The sequence below is a fragment of the Siminovitchia sp. FSL W7-1587 genome (genome assembly GCF_037963795.1).
GTDB classification, from domain to species: Bacteria; Bacillota; Bacilli; order Bacillales; family Bacillaceae_C; genus Siminovitchia; species Siminovitchia thermophila.
The window spans coordinates 1,934,361-1,953,611 of record NZ_CP150169.1; the positions used below are offsets into that span (position 1 = coordinate 1,934,361).

At 43.4% G+C, this 19,251-nt stretch carries 12 protein-coding genes; 2 read left to right on the forward strand and 10 right to left on the reverse strand.

The genetic code is table 11. The features are described from left to right. Positions 1–150: 150 nt before the first annotated feature. The 3 genes from htpG to NST31_RS08950 all read right to left on the reverse strand — a co-directional run bounded on the left by htpG (position 151) and on the right by NST31_RS08950 (position 5,214). Positions 151–2,031, reverse strand: a complete 1,881-nt coding sequence (gene htpG, locus NST31_RS08940; protein WP_339165123.1) for a molecular chaperone HtpG — start codon at positions 2,029–2,031, stop codon at positions 151–153. A 524-nt stretch (positions 2,032–2,555) separates the two neighbouring features. Further along, positions 2,556–3,950: a branched-chain amino acid transport system II carrier protein gene (gene brnQ, locus NST31_RS08945; protein WP_339165125.1), complete on the reverse strand. Its 1,395-nt coding sequence runs from the start codon at positions 3,948–3,950 to the stop codon at positions 2,556–2,558. A gap of 280 nt (positions 3,951–4,230) precedes the next feature. Then, positions 4,231–5,214, reverse strand: a complete 984-nt coding sequence (locus NST31_RS08950) for a proline racemase family protein (RefSeq protein ID WP_339165127.1) — start codon at positions 5,212–5,214, stop codon at positions 4,231–4,233. A gap of 194 nt (positions 5,215–5,408) precedes the next feature. On the opposite strand from NST31_RS08950, the gene NST31_RS08955 reads away from it, so the two are divergent. Beyond that, positions 5,409–6,782 carry a sigma 54-interacting transcriptional regulator gene (locus tag NST31_RS08955; RefSeq protein WP_339165129.1) on the forward strand — a complete coding sequence of 458 codons (1,374 nt, stop codon included), beginning with the start codon at positions 5,409–5,411 and terminating at the stop codon, positions 6,780–6,782. Positions 6,783–8,449: 1,667 nt separating this feature from the next. On the opposite strand, the gene NST31_RS08960 is transcribed toward NST31_RS08955, so the two are convergent. The 7 genes from NST31_RS08960 to NST31_RS08990 all read right to left on the reverse strand — a co-directional run bounded on the left by NST31_RS08960 (position 8,450) and on the right by NST31_RS08990 (position 17,662). Then, positions 8,450–8,878 carry an N-acetyltransferase gene (locus tag NST31_RS08960; RefSeq protein ID WP_339165131.1) on the reverse strand — a complete coding sequence of 143 codons (429 nt, stop codon included), beginning with the start codon at positions 8,876–8,878 and terminating at the stop codon, positions 8,450–8,452. Positions 8,879–9,164: 286 nt separating this feature from the next. Next, the gene (locus NST31_RS08965) at positions 9,165–10,388 is read right to left on the reverse strand and encodes an RtcB family protein (protein WP_339165132.1); all 1,224 of its coding nucleotides are present in this window, start codon (positions 10,386–10,388) and stop codon (positions 9,165–9,167) included. A gap of 304 nt (positions 10,389–10,692) precedes the next feature. Beyond that, entirely contained in the window at positions 10,693–12,024 is a 1,332-nt protein-coding gene (locus NST31_RS08970) for a YjiH family protein (RefSeq protein WP_339165134.1), read from the reverse strand. A gap of 82 nt (positions 12,025–12,106) precedes the next feature. Next, a complete protein-coding gene (locus NST31_RS08975) occupies positions 12,107–13,081 on the reverse strand; it encodes an agmatinase family protein (RefSeq protein ID WP_339165136.1) in 975 nt (324 codons plus the stop codon). A gap of 3 nt (positions 13,082–13,084) precedes the next feature. Continuing rightward, positions 13,085–14,341 (reverse strand): imidazolonepropionase, encoded by a 1,257-nt coding sequence (gene hutI, locus NST31_RS08980; RefSeq protein ID WP_339165138.1) that lies wholly within the window; start codon positions 14,339–14,341, stop codon positions 13,085–13,087. Positions 14,342–14,368: 27 nt separating this feature from the next. Then, a complete protein-coding gene (gene hutU, locus NST31_RS08985; protein ID WP_339165139.1) occupies positions 14,369–16,039 on the reverse strand; it encodes a urocanate hydratase in 1,671 nt (556 codons plus the stop codon). Positions 16,040–16,186: 147 nt separating this feature from the next. Then, positions 16,187–17,662: an AraC family transcriptional regulator gene (locus NST31_RS08990; RefSeq protein ID WP_339165141.1), complete on the reverse strand. Its 1,476-nt coding sequence runs from the start codon at positions 17,660–17,662 to the stop codon at positions 16,187–16,189. A gap of 120 nt (positions 17,663–17,782) precedes the next feature. Here NST31_RS08990 and NST31_RS08995 point away from each other — a divergent pair, with 120 nt between their 5' ends. Then, positions 17,783–19,069: a cytochrome P450 gene (locus tag NST31_RS08995; protein WP_339165143.1), complete on the forward strand. Its 1,287-nt coding sequence runs from the start codon at positions 17,783–17,785 to the stop codon at positions 19,067–19,069. The last annotated feature ends 182 nt before the right edge of the window (positions 19,070–19,251 follow it).

The window sequence follows — 19,251 nt, forward strand, 5'->3', positions numbered from 1 at the left end:
GGCACGCCAAGAAGCCGGCCATGGATATGAAGACGGAAGGCTGTTAAGTGTGTTTCGTTACCGGCCGGACACCCGTGAAGAAGCCGATCATGGCCGTACCTTTTTATTCCGCAAAAAGACCTCCCTGACTCAAGCGGGAGGCCTAATCTTTTATACCATTACTTTACACATATTGTTTGTAAATTCTACCGGATCTTCAATCGGCAAGCCTTCAATTAGGAGTGCCTGATTATATAACAGGTTTGTGTATAATCTTGCCTTTTCGCGGTCCTGGTCAAACGCCGATTTTAACGCTTGAAATACATCGTGATCTCCGTTGATTTCCAGAATTTTGTCTGCTTTTACTTGTTCATTGTTCGGCATAGCGCTGAGTATTTTTTCCATTTCGATGGATACTTCACCATCCGCCGCCAAACAAACAGGATGGGATTTCAACCGTTTTGATATTTTCACGTCTTTCACTTTTCCGGAAAGCACTTCTTTCATATAATCAAGCAGCTCTTTGTTTTCTTTTTCTTCCGATTCCGTCTGCTTTTTATCCTGCTCCTCTTCTATGCCCAAATCGCCGCTCGCTACGTTTTTAAACTCTTTCTCTTTATAGCTCATGAGCATTTTAATCGCAAATTCATCGACATCATCAGTGAAATACAGAATTTCATACCCTTTATCTGCAACAAGCTCGGTTTGCGGCAATTTGGCAATTCTTTCGATCGATTCACCTGTCGCATAATAAATATATTTCTGATCTTCCGCCATTCTAGATACATACTCGTCTAATGTAACAAGCTTCTTTTCCTTCGACGAGTAGAACAATAACAGGTCTTGCAGCATTTCTTTATCTTGCCCAAAGTTGTTATATACGCCAAACTTAAGCTGTCTGCCGAACTCCTCGAAAAATTTTTCATATTGCTCCCGATCGTCCTTCAGAAGACTTTCAAGTTCCCTTTTGATCTTATTTTTAATATTTTTCGCGATAAACTTCAATTGCCGGTCTTGCTGTAACATTTCCCTTGAAATGTTGAGCGATAAATCTTCGGAATCGACCATCCCTTTTACAAAGCTGAAGTAGTCCGGAAGCAAATCTCCGCATTTTTCCATAATGAGGACGCCATTGGAATATAACTCCAACCCTTTTTCAAACTCTTTCGTATAGTAATCAAACGGAATTTTTTCAGGGATAAATAAAATGGCGTTATACCGGACGGTTCCATCGACTTTGATATGAATATGCTTGATCGGTTTATCAAAACCGTAGTGTTTTTCATGATAAAAATTCTCGTAGTCCTCCGCGGTCAGCTCGTTTTTGTTTTTTCTCCAAATGGGGACCATGCTGTTAATCGTTTGTTCCTCGATGTAGTCTTCGTATTCGTCCTCGCTGCCTTCTTTCAGCCTGCGTTCGGTCACGTCCATTTTAATTGGGTAGCGAATGAAATCAGAGTGCTTTTTAATGATCGCTCTTAAACGATACTCTTCAAGATACTCATCATAATTTTCATCTTCCGTATTCTCTTTTATTTTTAAAATAATCTCCGTTCCGATCGATTCTTTTTCCACCGGTTCAATCGTAAATCCATCAGCCCCGGACGATTCCCATTTGTACGCCTGGTCGCTCCCCAGCGCTTTCGTAATGACCGTCACATGATCCGCCACCATAAACGCGGAATAAAAACCGACGCCAAATTGGCCGATAATATCATGGCCGTCCCGGATTTCATTTTCGTTTTTAAACGCCAACGAACCGCTCTTCGCAATCGTTCCCAAGTTTGATTCCAGCTCGTCTTTCGTCATCCCGATGCCGGTATCCGTAACCGTTAACGTGCGCTCATCTTTGTCTGCCTTTACTTTGATATAATAACTGTCCTTATCAAACACCAAAGAATCATCCGTCAATGCTTTATAATAAATCTTATCAATTGCATCACTCGCGTTCGAAATCAGCTCCCGCAGAAAAATCTCCTTGTTGGAATAAACCGAATGAATCATCATTTCCAACAGCCGCTTCGATTCCGCCTTAAACGCCTGCTTCGCCATATGTATACCCCTTTCATCGATTTGATCAATGGCTAGCACTCTTATCAGGAAAGTGCTAATCATTTATGAAATACCATAGAGAGCGAAAAGTGTCAACAGAAAGGGGGCTTCTTGTTTGGAGCAATGTCAAAACAAGACGGACTTACAGCCATGGTCACTGCCTTTGCTTTAGCACTAGTGACTTTTTTTATTTTCACGATCAAGCCATCATTTTCTTTCCTGCCAACCACTAGTGAATGTCCAAGGAAAAAATCCGTTTTGAAAAGTATTCTTTGAAGCCTCTATGGATTCGGCTTGCAGAAGAACTGATTGCGGAGAAAAAACAACAAGACTTGGAACATACACTTCATGATATAAGAGCCTACTCAATGGTTTTAACCACTAATCTCATCATACCTATGGCGGCATCATCATCTTTGCCGTTTAGGCTTATGTCTGAGCGTCTATTGTATTGGATAAAGCCTTCGCTTTAGTTGCCGTGAGTCCTGTGACTGCTGATACTTGGACTGTGGGCGCTTTCAAGCTTATTTGATAGGTAGATGTTCAACATGTTCCTCACACTCATGGTCGGGACGCTTTTGACTTGTGATTTGGATGAGATCGGCCGGCTCTTTGAGAACTTTGGCAATTATAAGGCCAAGCAAAAAGCCAATTAAACCGGTTACAATCCATCCGGCGCCATTTGTAAATAATGGAATGAAATCAAATACTTGATTGATCGCTTCAGGCGCGATGTTTGCTTCTTTTAAAGCATCGAGAATAGCGACAAAACCGACACCGGTTATGGTGGCAACGTAAACCGACTTATATCCGCCAAATAAATTGTTTGTAAAGATTAATACAATCAAAGCAATCGCAATCGGATATAACAATAAAAGAATAGGCGAAGCAAGCGTCAAGATTTTATTTAATCCAAAGTTCGTAATGATCAAACCAACAAGCGAAAATGGGATGAGCCACTTTTTATAAGAAACGGACGGAATGATCCTTTCGAAATATTCGGAAACGGACGCTAAGCAAGCAACATTCGTTGTGATCCCAGTTAAGAAAATGACTGCCCCAATCATATATACCCCGCCTTGCCCAAACAGCACCTTGGAGCCTTGAGCCAATATTTCTCCTCCATTTTCTTTCAAGCCGATGGAATCCACACTAGAGGCGCCAATCCAGGCCATTGAGAGTTGTAATGCCACAAGTCCAATCATCGTGATCATCCCAGCCTGAATAAAAACCCGTGACACTTCTTTTTCTGATTGGATTCCTAAAGAGCTGATCGATTTAATGAAGATTCCCCCAAATACAAAGGCGGCAAGAACATCCATTGTATAATATCCTTCTGTAAACCCTTTGATAAAAACTCCGCTCAAATATTCCTCTTGAGGCTCGCCAATCTTTCCCATTGGTGTAATCAGCGACTTGGCAATTAAAGTGATTAATAATATTGAAAAGACAGGGGTGATTATTTTTCCTAAACGATCGACAAATTTGGTCGTATTCCACGAGAGCAAAATCGTCAAGACAATGAATATTGTAGAAAAAATGAACAAGTAAAGACTGGCATTTTCCTTACTGTGCACATGTGGATTAATCGCAATTTCATAGACAACAGATGTTGTCCGGGGAATGACGTAAATGGGGCCAAGCGTTAAGAACAGCAATACTGAAAATATAACAGCAAAACGGGGACCCACTCTGCCCGCAAGTCTTTCCACTGTTCCTCCGCCGCGTGTCAACGCAATAATCGCCAATAACACCAAACCGACACCAGTAATTAAAAACCCGCCCATAGCGGTCCAGACATTTCCACCTGCCTGCTGTCCTACCATTGGCGCGAATATCACGTTTCCAGCACCTAGAAACATCGAAAAAAGCATCAAACCTATTGCGAGTATTTGTAGAAAGGGCAGTTTTTTTTGCACCTCAAGTTCCTCCTCTAATGAGAAGGGGAAGAACATCCAGGAGCTTCCCCTTCTATTTTTTTCGTGAACATGTTATCCTTCAAATCTATTTTTCCTTTCCGGTTTTGAGTGTGCTGCCCGCCGGAAATGTGCCTAAAATGAAATAACCGCGACGTTCCCCAAATGAAATGATGAAAAAAAACGCAATGTTCTATTCATAATTCCCGCCACTTCCTTGAAATTGCGGACTGAGTATTGGCTTCATCATTTCGTCCGATTGTTCGAGAAAGGATGAATAGATTTATCGTAAAAGAAAGCCTTCCTTGAATGGATCGCTCACATCCAATGAGAATTTATGAATGCCGGTCACCCAAGCGGACCCCGTTATTTTCGGGATAATCGCTTTATAGTTTCCAACCTCTGTATAACCGACTACCTCGCCTTTAAATTGTGATCTAATAATACTTTCCTGGATAATATATTCACCAGGCTTAAGGTTCAATGTGGAAAGCTTTGCACATGTGCCTGTCCCACACGGTGACCGATCAATTTGGCCATCGCCAAAAACCACGGTATTCCGATAATAATGTTCATCTAATTGTAAACTAAATTCTACGAGATCAATCGTATTGATCTCGGGAATGTACGGGTGGCTGACCGTCAACTGTTCGTTTGCCGCCTTTCTGATCTTCATGCCCAATGAGGTAATTTTTTCCTGTTCTTCAGTGGTTAGTTGTAGTTGAAATGGTTCTGCATCGACAATGGCAAAAAAACTGCCGCCAAAAGCGATATCCATTTCCACATGCCCCACATTTTCAACAAAAACGCTTACACCGCGTTCATATAAAAAGGCCGGAACATTGATAAATGACACTTCCTTCACTTTATCCTGCTCATAAACAAGATGACATTCGACAATTCCGGAAGGCGTATCCAAAAATACCTTGTCTTTTCTTTCAATGAGGCCACTATGGACAGCCACTGTGACAGCCGCTATCGTTCCATGGCCACACATGTTTAAATAACCGCCGCTATCCATAAATAAAACCCCAATATCGCATGATGGCTGGCAAGGCGTGGTCAATATGGCGCCAAACATATTCAGATGCCCTCTTGGCTCATGCATTAACAGTTTTCGTATATCGTCCATATTTTTCTGCACATAACGTTTTTTGTCCATCATGGATTCACCAAGAATCTCCGGAATCCCTCCGATGACAATTCTGGCCGCTTCTCCCATCACATGCGCATCAATGGTTTCTATGTAACTTTCTATCTCAATCATTTCACCATTTCACCTCGTAAATATGTTTCTATATAATAGAGGTAGCAAAAATTGTGCCAACACATTTTAATAGGTATACTTGCTACAATTGCTGTTCTGTTGATCATCTATTACAATAAGAAGTGTCCAAAAATGTTACACATTTGTTTAATAGAAATGGCAGATGTTACACTATTTTAACGAAGGTGTTGGTTATGAAAGAACAATACTTTAAACATTCACACTATTTCTTACAGACGTTAATACAAACAAGTGCGGATGCCATTACCATTATTAACGCATCGGGCGAAGTACAATATTGGAATCCCCAAGCAGAAAAGATCTACGGCATACCGCTTAGAGACATTGAACATAGAAAAATAAGCAAGTTTTTTAAAAGAAAAGATTTGAAATTATTGGAAATCCTAAAAACGAAACGGCCTGTCCATAACGTCTACCACCAACCCCGGCCGGATAAGCACGTAGTCATCAGCTCGGCGCCTATTTTTGATGAAAATGGAGAGTTAATCGGAGCCATTTCCATCGACCATGATATTACCAACATCGTAAAATTAAACGAAAAGCTGACCTTGCAAACAACCCAGCTCCAAAACATAAAAAGGCAATATAAAGTACAGGAACAAAATGGTCCTTTTTCGGAAATTAAAGGGAATAGCGAAGCGATTCAACTCGTAAAAGGATTGGCGCTAAAAGTGGCTAAAACGGATGCGACAGTCCTCATTCACGGAGAAAGCGGCGTTGGGAAAGAACTGTTCGCCCAAGGCATCCATGAAGCAAGCTTCAGAAGTCGGGAGCCATTTATTGCCATTAATTGCGGAGCCATTCCCGAAGCCCTGTTTGAAAGCGAATTTTTCGGTTACGAAAAAGGCGCTTTTACAGGCGCGCACCGGGATGGCAGACCGGGGAAAGTGGAAATGGCCGAAGGAGGCACTTTATTTTTGGACGAAATTGGTCTATTGCCCCTTGACATGCAAGTCAAATTACTAAGAGTCCTCCAAGAAAGAGAAGTATATCGCATTGGGGGCAACACCTCTATTAAAGTAAACATTCGCGTTGTGGCCGCCACCAACAGCGATTTAGAAGAGATGGTGAAACAAGGCACCTTTCGGGAAGATCTGTACTACCGTCTCAATGTGGTTACATTACCCATCCCTCCCCTGCGGGAAAGATTGGAAGACATCCCGCTCTTAGCCAATAACTTCATACAAGAATTTGCAATAAAATACTATAAAGAAATCCCCTCCCTTTCTGACAGCGCCTTGGAATGCTTCATGAACTATCATTGGCCCGGAAATATTCGAGAACTGAGAAATGTGGTCGAAAGAATGATCATCTTTTCAGAAAAACCGATCATCCATGCCGAAGACATCACCCAAATCTTTCCGGCCAACACCAAAAAAGCAGAAGAAAAGGCGGGACTCGCAAAAGAAAAAGCCCTGTTAGAAAAAGAGCGCATCCAAGAAGCCCTAAACAAAACCTTTGGCAACAAAAGCGCAGCGGCCAAATTACTCGGAATGTCCCGAGCAAACCTATATAGAAAAATAAAGCAATACGATATCAAAACATAAAGCCATAAAGACGACGGAAACCTCATTCATGGATCGCTTAATTCAGTGCAGATATCAAAAACGGATAGCCATGAAGACGCCCCCAAAAGGCGGATGCTCCGATGACTGAGACTTCTTTGACAGAACATCAGCTATCGGAGCAATAAACAGAGACAAGCTCATAGGAAAGATATAAAGTGAAACTTCATTCAGAGGAGTTTTCTTCCCTCTCCTACTGAATGTTAGTTGAACCAATCGGGCATTTAGGTGCCGTTTGCTCACACATGCACCTTTTGTATTCACTCAAGATTTTGAAGTGGGAGCCTTACGGCACCTTACATGCGGGATAAAGTGAAACTTCATTCAGAGGAGTTTTCTTCCCTCTCCTACTGAGTGTTAGTTGAACCAATCGGGCATTTAGGTGCCGTTTACTCCCACATGCACCTTTTGTATTCACTCAAGATTTTGAAGTGGGAGTCTTACGGCACCTTACATGCGGGATAAAGTGAAACTTCATTCAGTAGGAGTTTTCTTCCCTCTCCTACTGAATGTTAGTTGAACCAATCGGGCATTTAGGTGCCGTTTGCTCACACTTAGACTTTTTGTATTCACTCAAGATTTTGAAGTGGGAGCCTTACGGCACCTTACATGCGGGATAAAGTGAAACTTCATTCAGTAGGGCTCCTACTGAATGTTAGTTGAACTAATCGGGCATTTAGGTGCCGTTTGCTCACACTTAGACTTTGTGTATTCACTCAAGATTTTGAAGTGGGAGTCTTACGGCACCTTACATGCGGGATAAAGTGAATCTTCATTCAGTAGGGCTCCTACTGAATGTTAGTTGAACTAATCGGGCATTTAGGTGCCGTTTGCTCACACTTATACTTTTTGTATTCACTCAAGATTTTGAAGTGGGAGTCTTACGGCACCTTACATGCGGGATAAAGTGAATCTTCATTCAGTAGGGCTCCTACTGAATGTTAGTTGAACTAATCGGGCATTTAGGTGCCGTTTGCTCACACTTATACTTTTTGTATTCAGTCAAGATTTTGAAGTGGGAGTCTTACGGCACCTTACATGCGGGATAAACGAGAAAGAGATTCGGAGAGGCAGAGCGAAAATCAAAGCACGGAGAAAAGCTCATAGGGAAGAAGGCAAGGTGAATTTTATAAAGACCGCGGCGGTTGCCAGACTCATGGGAAAGTGAAACGCTCATTGAGCAACCGGAATCAAGAACCAATATGCAAGAGTTCTTCATAGGTAAGATGTTAACCCTAGCCAATTCATCATTGCATCCTCGAAAGCTTCAGTTTCAATTCCTCATAGGTAAGATACAAACCCCAAAATACATGAGTCTTATCATATTTACCATATAACACATATTTCATAAAAATGGAAGGTTTTTTTCCAAATTGGCTCAAAATACTGGTGTTTTCTAGCTTTTGTACTGTTTTGATTTGTCGTCGATCTCCTGGGGTTGATGTCATGAGATGGATCGACGACAAATATTACAGGATAAAATCATGTTTCCTTTTTATAAAAAAGGCACATTGACTTTTTATCATTTTCCTCAGTCACTGCATTGTCATACGAGTCCTCTTCTTCACTCAATGACCTTTGATCTCAAACGTAAGCTTGATGAATCAGGCGTAAACCTCTGAACAGCGCTCCCAACAATTTAAGGTTTATTATGTTGTCCACTCCATCAAATATTCTTTCTCCCCAGTGAGTTCATCTAATTGTTCCTCACGAATTTCAAAACCATTTTTAAGATAAAAACGAATTGCTTGCTCGTTTTTCTGATACACTTTTAATTGAATACGATTTCGGTTTTCCTTTACAAACTGCAGTAGTTTTTTTCCGTAGCCTTTGCCTTGGCAATCGGCCTTCACAAATAACGCCGCTACATCATTTTCGACCATAGAAATAAAACCTGTTATCTGTTTCCCTACTGAAATAACATATGTGTCCGCCATTGGCAGATATGTTTCCCTCATTGCTTTTCGTTGTGATTTCCAATACGCTTGTTCGATAAATTCATGTGCATCTATTGATGCTTCATACCATATATCAACTAATCTATCCAATTCATTCAGTTTAATTTTTCTTATTTTCAATATAAAACCCCTTTTCCTTAAAACGCTATGAGCTCAATGTTATTTTTAAGTATTTTTATTTTGTCAACCATGACTTATAGTTCACTAAAGAAATGAACAGTGACACCTTTTTGGGTTGTATGATAGGAGAATAAAAAATTCCATACAGATCAAGCAGTGAGTTTAAAAATAAGCCTATCGATGAAGTTCTTAAAGCTTTTAGCATCGAGCATTCCCTGAGTCCAAAAGGAACTCCAACGGTTTCAATAGATTCAAGGGGTGATTTTCATCAGCTTACCTAAAATCTTTAATCTTTATACGGATCGAACTCGTTCGCACCTGCCATACATACCCCTATAGGTCTGAGTTCATGTAGTATTTCGATCGTTTCACTATGGGCGTTCAAAACAGTACGAAGCTTTTTGTATACAAATGGGCTTTCATCTGTACCAGCTCCCCGCAACTCCACTCCATAAGCTTCGATTGCTTCTTTCATTTGCTGAGGTGTAATTTTTCCTCCTCTGCGCCTTCGGGTTTTCCAATTCATTTTACCTGCCGCTTCCGTTCTGCTCATGATTCGACCGGCTCCATGAACCGTGCTATAATAGGCATCTTTATTCTCTTGGCTATCTTTTCCTTTTACAATAACTGAAATATCGGCCATGCTGCCACCAATAAAGCCCAGTTGGCCGGGTGCCGAAGGTGTTGCTCCTTTTCTCACTACTATATATTCACGACCATTATGAACTTCCTTCCATGCGAAATTATGGTGATTGTGTACTTCAAATGTAGATACGGCTCCCAAAATATTTAAAACTTGTGTCATAACATAATCACGTCCGGCATAAGCATACCTTCCCGCTAATGTCATAGCCCTGAAATACATATCTCCGAGCTCACTATTTAAGTCGATCAATGTTGGTGGTTGGTCCATGCTTTCTCCCGGGGCTTTGTCTGAAAATTTTCTACCGTTCGCCAAGTTTAAAAATCCACTCGCCGTTTTATGGCCGAAACCCCGGCTGCCAAAATGGTTGGCAACCCAAATGTCACCGGTCTTTTCCTCTACAAATATATCTACAAAATGATTACCGCTGCCTACAGTACCCAATTGTTTTCTTGCCAACGCCTTTAGGGTGTCATGTTCATGTGTTCCGATTTGCTTGTAGACGTCCCAATCCGGATCGTCAAATAACTCGTGGTCTACTCTTTCGTTATTATTGCGCCCTAAACCAAACGATATGTTTTTTGCAATTTCATCCATAATGCCGGAAATATTATGTTGAACATCTTCATATTTTAAGTTCGTTCTGACCGCTTTATTCCCGCAGGCAATATCATAGCCGACTCCAGAAGGTGAAACTTGTCCATCATACACAATTACTCCGCCGACTGGCTGCGAGTATCCTTTGTGATGATCGGCCATTAACAACGTTTGCACCACATTTCCATGCTTAGAGCAAGTTATGGCTTGTGATACCGCACTTTCTAGAGGTTCTCCCCATACTCTTACATTATTTATTACTTGATACATTTTTTACTCCTTTTTGATCAATATTTTACGAATAAGTTTTTACCCAGTGCTGCCAAACATCTGAAGCTCTCTTATTAGTTTAATATCGAACAACATCTTTTTAAAGATATGTAAGAGAGATTTGCTCATTTTTGAAATATCTACACTATTATCATACATTATCAACGTCCCTCAGTTTCAACATGTCTAGGGCAAGATGACTCTCCCCCTGCCCTATTTCGTTATAAAAACGAACCCTACGGCTTCCAATGCAAAAAAATAGCAGGAGAGAAGTCTCCCCTGTACATCTATCTATTATTCTTTTCTACAAGATCAAATAGGCTATCGGCGTTACGATTAAGATTGTAAGAATAACCCGCTCAATCCAAATAATGATCAGTTGCGGGATCGTAATCGGAATTTCGGTTGCGACGATACAGGGAACGACAGCGGAAAAGAAGATAATTCCGGAAACGGATACAACTGCAATGACGAATTTCACGATGAGCGCCGCCTCGGTGACAAACAGTCCGGGCAGGAACATTTCCGCGATGCCTAAAGAAGCGGCTTTTGCCACAAACAATGGATCGGGTAATTGTACGATAAAAGTAAATGGGTAGAAGATATAGCCGAGCCAATCAAAGACAGGAGTATATTCGGCCAAAACGAGGCCAAGCAGCCCGATCGAAAGAATCGAAGGCAGGATAGCCATGGCCATTAGTAAGCCGTCTTTCAAATTCATCCATACGTTGTCCAGTAATTTTGGCGCCTCTTGGACTGTGTTTTTTGCTTCTTTCCAGGCTGCGGCAAAACGACTTTCTTGAATTTCCACTTCGGGCTGTGGAGTCGCACCCTCATGATATTCGTTTGCCATTTTTGAAAGCGGCCAGATTCTTACCGTAATTGCGGTAACCACAAATGTCACGATGAGCGTGATCCAGAAATACGTATTCCATATGTCCATTAAGTCGAGTGTTTTTGCAACAATAACCATAAATGTGGCTGAAACAGTTGAAAAACCTGTGGCAATAATAGACGCTTCTTTCGCGGTATACTTTCCTTCTTTATAGATTCGATTTGTAATTAAGAGACCTAGAGAGTAGCTTCCAACGAAAGACGCCACGGCGTCGATGGCAGAGCGTCCGGGTGTTTTCCAAACGGGTCGCATGATTGGCCGCATGATCACTCCAATGTATTCAAGTAGGCCGTACCCGACGAGCAAAGCCAAAAAGACGGCTCCGATCGGAACAAGCAGTCCTACAGGAATGACCAATTTCTCAAACAGGAATGGTCCCATGTCCGGATGGAACAGCCAAGTTGGTCCGAATTGAAATACAAGCATGAGACCAACGAACAACCCTATTAGTTTGAAAATTGAGAAAATAATATCTACGCTTGATTTTTTCCATGTTCCCGAAATAAAGGGATACATGGCTCCTGCAGCAATCACCATCAATCCATAGTACGGTGTAAACGTCCCAAGGTTTGTTTGAATAAAAGAGACAATATGATCCAACATGATTGAGTTTCGTTCACCTATCGTAACAGGAATGAAAAACATAAAGACGCCGATAAAACTATAAACAAAAAATTTCCACATTTGTGTATTTGAGTCCGGTTTTATAGCTGTCTCTTCCTTTCTTCTTGCTGCATCCATGTTGATTTCCTCCTATTTGTTTTATGCTCGCACCAAATTCATCTTGACCGCCGGCCCAGCCGGCGGCACAACACTTGTGGTCTTATGTCTTCCTCGCCCCCAGCACTCTCCCTGTTACAAACTGAAGCCAGGCGTAAACACCCGTTTTCACGGTTTCAGCCACGGGAGAGTCTTTTGTCGGATCGAGGCAGACAAAATCGATATAGTGAACTTCCTTCCACTTGCCGATTTCAATGAGCGAGTCAAATAGTTCAATGGTCGTCATACCACCCGGGGTGGATGCGGGAACTCCAGGGGCTTGGGTGATATCCAATACATCCATATCCACCGTGACGTAAATACGGTCCACTTTTTCAGCCAGGCGGCGCAGCGCTTCACCAACAGCGCTGGTAACGCCTTGTTCCCTCGCTTGTTTCAAAGTCACCATGTTGATCCCATGTTCTTTGGCATATTCGATTAAAGGACGCGCGTTAAAATAACCATGGAGGCCAATATTGTAGATATTCTCTCCTTTGACTGCACCGCCATCCACGAGTTGCCGAATCGGGGTTCCGTTTGCCGGGCCCAATTCCGCCGGGTCACGGACATCCAAATGGGTATCGAGTTGAAGAATGCCGATTGTTTCATCAGGAAATGTTTCTTTTATTCCACGAACGGCACAGGCGGTTGTGGAATGATCCCCGCCGATCATGGAAAGGGTCGAATCTGGATAATGTCGTGAAAGATATGCCGCAGCCGTTTCAATCCGTTTGTGCGATGTTACAATATCGGTTGTGTGCATGGCGACATCCCCGGCGTCCGCCACATGAAACCCTGATAAATCGACGTTTTCATCTAAATTGTATGTGGCGAAGCTTTTCCACATTTTGCGAAATTCCAGCGGATATAAAGACGCTCCCGAAACGCTGATCGAGGAGCGTGAAATGGGCGCTCCAAACAGGATCAGGCCGGGTGTCTCCCCTTCTTTAAGGGAGCGCACCCATTGGTGAACAAAATCAGGTTCGCCATCAGCCGGATTCCAAAACCATTCGGGTTTTCTCAGCCAGTTTTCTTCCATTTGCTACACCACCTGAATTCCTTTTTTCCAGACTGATTTGACGTGATTTACTCCGAATAAGTATTGCAGTTTCTGGTAGTTTTCAATATCCCACATGACAACATCCGCCTGCTTGCCTTGTTCCAGCGAGCCGACTTTGTCTTGGCGGTTGATGGCGCAGGCAGCGTTATACGTGGCGGCCGTCAATGCTTCTGCTGGTGTCATGCGCATTAAGATGCATGCCAAGTTCATGACGAGCGGCATTGATGTGGTCGGGGATGAACCGGGATTGCAATCGGTGGAGATGGCTACGGGGACGCCAGCGTCCACCATTTTTCGGCCGGCTGCCGCCTGTTCCCTTAAGTAAAGCGCCGTAGCGGGCAGCAGACAGGCGATAACACCAGCGTCGGCCATGGCCCTGATTCCCTGATCAGACGCTTTGAGCAAATGTTCCGCTGAAATGGCGCCAACTTTGGCAGCCAACTCTGCTCCGCCGTACGGTTCGATTTCATCGACATGGATTTTTGGAATGAGGCCATAGTCTTTTCCCGCTTCCAGTATCCGTTCGGACTGCTCCGGAGTAAACACGCCTTTTTCACAAAAAACATCATTAAATTCAGCAAGCTTTTCCTCCGCTACTACTGGAAGCATTTCTTTGATCAAATGATCCACAAATTCATCTTCCCGTTCTTTATACTCGGGTGGAACAGCATGGGCGCCCATAAAAGTAGGAACGATATCAATCGCGTGGGCTTCCTGCAGCTTTTGCATGACCCGAAGCTGCTTTAACTCAGTCTCTATATTCATTCCGTAGCCGCTTTTCCCTTCTACGGTGGTGACTCCATGAGTCAAAAATGAATCCAGGCGCCGCATCGTTTGTTCCATCAATTCTTCTTCCGTCGCTTCCCGGGTCATCCGCGTTGTCGCGTGGATGCCGCCGCCCGCGTTCATGATCTCCATATATGTCGCGCCTTCCAACCTCATCTCAAACTCACGTTCACGGCTACCGCCATACACAACATGTGTGTGCGGGTCGACAAGGCCGGGGGTGACGAGACAACCGGAAGCATCGACGACTTCCGCTTCATTTTCCCGCTCCCCATATTGTTCTTCCAGTTTTGCCGTCGTTCCAACCGCCTTAATCACGCCATCTTCAAGCCACAAGCTTCCGTCTTCAATGAGGCCGAGCTCCGACATTTCCTCTTTTACCCTTGGTCCTTTTCCATTCAAAGCAAGTGTCGCCAGTTGTGAAGCATGTTTGATCCAAATAGGTTTTGTCACTCTACCGTCCCCCCAAAAGCGATTTTTTCAAGTTTTGTTCGCAAGCATCGGTATTTGAACGCCTTTTTCACGCGCTGTTTTTTCCGCTAATTCGTATCCGGCATCTGCATGTCTTACGACGCCCATGCCAGGATCAGTCGTCAATACTCGCTCCAAACGGGATTCAGCTTCTTTCGTTCCATCCGCAACAATGACCATTCCGGCATGCAGGGAATAGCCCATTCCGACTCCTCCGCCATGGTGAACTGAAACCCATGTGGCTCCTCCGACCGCATTGATAAGCGCGTTTAATATCGGCCAGTCTGCCACAACATCTGAACCATCTTTCATTGCCTCAGTCTCCCTGTTTGGCGAAGCGACAGAGCCGGAATCCAAATGGTCACGGCCAATAACGATCGGCGCTTTCAACTTTCCGCTTGCCACCATGTCATTTATGATTTTTCCGAAGCGGGCGCGCTCTCCATATCCAAGCCAGCAAATACGTGAAGGTAGTCCCTGGAATTGGATTTTCTCCCGGGCCATGCGAATCCAGTTGCATAAATGTTTGTTATAGCTAAATTCACGTAAAATGACTTCATCCGTCTGATAAATATCTTCCGGGTCACCGGATAATGCCGCCCAGCGGAAAGGCCCCTTTCCTTCGCAAAATTGCGGCCGGATATAAGCAGGGACGAAGCCAGGGAAATCGAAGGCGTTTTCGACCCCTTCGTCTTTTGCAACTTGGCGGATGTTGTTGCCATAATCAAAGGTGACCGCGCCTTTATTCATCATCTCAAGCATTGCTCTCACGTGCGCCGCCATCGCTGCTTTTGAGCGTTTTACATAATCTTCGGGATTCGTTATCCGAAGCTTGGCCGCCTCTTCCAGTGACATGCCCGAAGGAATATATCCATTTAGCGGATCATGGGCAGATGTTTGATCCGTCAACACGTCCGGAATAAAACCGCGCTCAATCATTTCAGGCAGCAACTCCGATGCGTTACCTAATAACCCAATCGAAAGAGCCCTTCCTTCTTGTTTCGCTTCTTTGGCAAGCCTGATCGTTTCGTCTAAAGAAGTCGCCTTTACATCTGTGTAACGGGTTTCAATTCTCCGGTCGATCCGTTTTTCATCGACTTCAATTGCAATGCAAACTCCGCCATTCATCGTGACTGCAAGCGGCTGGGCACCTCCCATACCACCTAGTCCCGCCGTTACCGTAATCGTGCCTTTTAATGAACCGTTAAAATGCTTTTTGGCAAGTTCTGCAAAGGTTTCGTACGTTCCTTGAACGATTCCCTGGGAACCAATGTAAATCCAGCTTCCAGCCGTCATTTGACCATACATCATCAGCCCTTTTTGATCGAGCTCATGGAATGTTTCCCAGTTGGCATAAGCTGGAACGATGTTGGAATTGGCAATTAGGACACGCGGCGCATTTTCATGGGTACGAAAAATGGCGACCGGTTTTCCTGATTGAACGAGTAATGTTTCATCGTTTTCCAATTTTTTTAATGATTTTACGAGTGCGTCAAAACAATCCCAGCTGCGAGCAGCCTTTCCGATTCCCCCATACACGACGAGTTCATCGGGATTTTCCGCCACATCCGGATCCAAATTGTTCATAAGCATACGAAGTGCCGCCTCTTGGAGCCACCCTTTCGTATGAAGCTCTGTTCCCCGATATCGGATAACACGCTCGTTTGTAATCGGTTTCAAAATAGTCAACCTCCTTTTCTATCATTATTGTAATTGTATACTGATGTCTTTCTCTTTATAAATTAATAGTATTCTTATAAAATATTTCACTTTTATTCTATTATGAGCACTTATTTTTAAATGGTTTCAAAACAAAGACATAATCTGTCAACTTAAATGACCCAGGCCCATTCGATATTCTGTCGGTGTCTTCTTTTCCATTTGCTTAAATTTCGCATTAAAATAGGTCCGGTACTGATAACCTACCAAACGGGCAATTTCATCAAGCGGTAAATTTGTCTCTTTTAAAAGTCGCTTCGCTTCGCCCATTTTGATTTCATGTAATGTTTCGCGGAATGTTTTTCCCGACTCCGCCGCAAACCTCCGGCTTAATGTACTTTTATGAATCTGGAGTGTATTGGCACAGTCCTCCAAATTCCACTGCGGGTTCCAATAATTAGACTCCATCAAGCTTTTTACTCGGTCAACGAGCGTCTTAAAATCAGCATCAATACGCCCGTCCTGTTCTGTCAGCAAACGAATCGTAAATGATAAGAGATCTTGAACAATCCGATAAACAACCGGTTCCTGAATAATTTGCCGAAATACATCGTGGTAGTCCCTTTCCCAATTGGGGTGCTGCAGCTGCTGTGATTTCATATAGCGGCGAATTTGTGCCAATACGCTTGTAATCCGGATTCTAACCATTTCGGGAGGCGGATAGGGTTTTTTGTAATCGAGAAACGCATGCTCCATCCATTCGCGGATCGCTTGGATGTCCCTCCTTTCAAGCATTTCTATCCATTCCCGCTGTTCCAGAGGCGTTAAAAAAGGGTCCATTGATGACCAGTGGATTTGTTCTGCCTTGGCTAAAATAATGTCATACCCTTCAAAAAAGATCATTTCGGTTAACTGTTTTGTACGTTCATACATTTCTTTTATCGATAACCCTTGCCAATGGGTATTCATGATCATGGCAAGCGGTTCATCTTGTTCCTCTTTCCATTGATCGAAAAACGCATAGTATTCCTCTTGATAACGGTTCTCTGCAGGTACTTCATCCACACATAAAACCAACTGTGAAAAGGCAAAAATGAGCTTTGATTTTGGAAAAGGAAATTCCTGCAACTTTGCATAAACGACAGGAAGCTTGTTTGGATCCTGCGTTAACAACGCTGTCATGGAATGTGGTTTCCTTATTTTTGGCCCTCCAAGGAAGATACCCGAATAATCAATGACTAATTTTTCTGGTGTTTCCCCCGGATTTATTGTTGCCTTTCGCTTATCATTCCTAATTTGAAATCGTTGCCGTTGGATGCATTTCATTAGTTCATCCGGAGCAATTGGCCTGAACAGTACATCCTGCGCCCGGAAACGAAGCCCCCTGTATGCCGTTTGAAAAATGCGTTCAGAAGAAATCCCGAGCCACCGTACCGACCGCAGCCAGCTACTGAAAGAATCGTCGTCGGGCTCCCATTTATCCATGTCAATAATGTAAAGCTCCGGCTGTTCCTTTGCGAACGCTTCCAACATGTTTTCAACACGATCAAAAGGAACAAGCTTAACGCCTGTTACATGAGATTCAACAAGCCACCTTATTCCTTTTGCTTCCAGCTCATCAGTTGTAAAAAGATGAATGATCATAAGTACCACCACCTTTCTTTATTATAACGAGATTCAAACGTAGGAATAAATCATCTTCCGTTACAAATGATAAAAATATATTCATCGTGAAGAACGTGCTTTCAAAATGGAGGGATGGCCATGAGTTCAGTTATCCAGCAAGGCGGTTCAACAACAGGTAAAATACCGCGCGAAAAAGGGTTGGATCAAACCCTTGCTTTGCTGCGGGAAGGATATGAATTTATTTCAAATAGATGCGAGCTGTTTCAGTCCGATATTTTCGAGACGCGTTTAATGGGCGAGAAAGTGATATGCATGAGTGGAGAAGAAGCGGCGAGAATATTTTACAATCCTAGGCTATTTCAGAGAAAGGGAGCTGCTCCAAAGAGAGTACAAAAAACGCTGTTTGGAGAAAGTGCAATCCAAACGATGGACGGCGCTGCCCATGAGCATAGAAAGCAGTTGTTTATGTCGCTGATGGTCCCGGAACGAATCAGTATGTTAAAGGACTTGACTCAACAATATTTTGCAATTGCCGGTTCTGAGTGGGAAGGAAAAAAAGAAGTCATTCTCTTTGACGAAATGCAGAAAATATTATGCAAAGCGGCTTGCAAGTGGGCAGGTGTCCCGTTGAACGAAGCGGAAGTGGGGAAAAGAGCGGATGATTTCGGTAAGATGGTTGATGCTTTTGGTGCTGTGGGCCCGCGGCATTGGCAGGGACGCCGGGCGCGGAACAGAGCCGAAAAATGGATCAGAAAAGTGATTGAGTACTTTCGTTCTGGCAAAATTCAAGCTCCCGAAGGCACGGCACTGCATGCCATGGCCACTTACCGGGATACGGAAGGAAAGCCGCTCAGTGTGCAGATGGCGGCTGTTGAGCTGATAAACATATTAAGACCCATTGTAGCGATCGCGACATATTTTACTTTTTGCGCCTTGGCACTTTACGAATTTCCCGAATCACGGGAGCAAATTGTGTCCGGAAATGAAGAGGATTTGTACATGTTTGTTCAGGAAGTACGCCGCTATTACCCGTTTGGACCGTTTCTTGGAGCAAGGGTATGCAGTGGTTTTCAATGGAATGGTGTGCCCTTTAAAAAGGGGCAACTCGTCCTGCTTGATGTGTATGGAACAAACCATGACCCAAGGCTTTGGGATGACCCATTTTTATTTTGGCCTGAACGGTTTCGCAATTGGAGAGGCGGTCTGTTTGATTTGGTCCCCCAAGGAGGGGGCGATTTCCATACCGGACACAGGTGCGCCGGAGAGCTTGTCACAATCGAAGTGATGAAGACGGGTTTGTCCTTTTTAACGAAGCAACTGGAATATAATGTGCCAGATACACAAAATGTTTCAGTCAGCTTAACAAGGATGCCGACTTTGCCGGAAAGCCGTTTTATAATTGATCAAGTCAAATTAAAGACTTAAATGTATACGGACCCCTTCTATGGAACCTATAACCATTTCGCAAACCTTCCTATCCGATTTTTTATGTATGATGCAGCCCACACGGCTCTGTCTTTGATACGCCCCCTGAATCATTGGTCGTATTCTTTTATGTATGATGTAGCCCACACAAGTCACAGCTTTGAACAGCGCCTGCTATTGGA